This window comes from Cyclobacterium qasimii M12-11B, from assembly GCF_000427295.1.
In the GTDB taxonomy this organism is placed as follows: domain Bacteria; phylum Bacteroidota; class Bacteroidia; order Cytophagales; family Cyclobacteriaceae; genus Cyclobacterium; species Cyclobacterium qasimii.
The window spans coordinates 1-523 of sequence record NZ_ATNM01000062.1 but is presented as its reverse complement, the minus strand read 5'-3'; the positions used below and the strand labels follow the sequence as shown (position 1 = coordinate 523).

Genomic DNA, 523 nt, shown 5'->3' with positions numbered 1-523 from the left:
CTCAAGCAAAACATCAACATACACAGTTGCATATGGTGATTCCCTATGGATGATTGCTAAAAATCATAAAATGAGTGTTTCTGAGCTTAAAAGCTTAAACAGCCTGAGCAGTGACCTGATTCGTCCGGGGCAAAAGCTTAAGATCAAAGGGACAAGCAGTTCAAGCGGATCAAATGGATCAAAGAAAACAGCGGTTCCAATTCTTCAGGTTCTTCAAAAAGTACATATACGGTTAAGCTTGGTGACTCACTGTGGAAAATCGCAAACAGCTTAAATATGACTGTAGCTGAATTAAAACCTTAAATGGCTTAACATCAGATACACTTTATCCTAAACAGGTGCTCAAAATAAAGGAAGCAGCTCACCGAAGAGCGGAAACAGCGGTTCAAAAAAGCCGTCAAACTCCAATCCCTCAAAAACAACGACGTACAAGGTAAAAGCAGGCGATTCGCTGTGGAAAATTGCAAATCGGCTCGGAGTCACTGTCCAAAGCATCCGTGATAAAAACAATTTATCATCGGAT

At 40.7% G+C, this 523-nt stretch carries 1 pseudogene; it reads left to right on the top strand.

What is annotated here, in order from left to right:
• Window positions 1-523 (top strand): annotated as a pseudogene (gene cwlS, locus ADICYQ_RS31135) (D-gamma-glutamyl-meso-diaminopimelic acid endopeptidase CwlS); the annotation flags it as partial.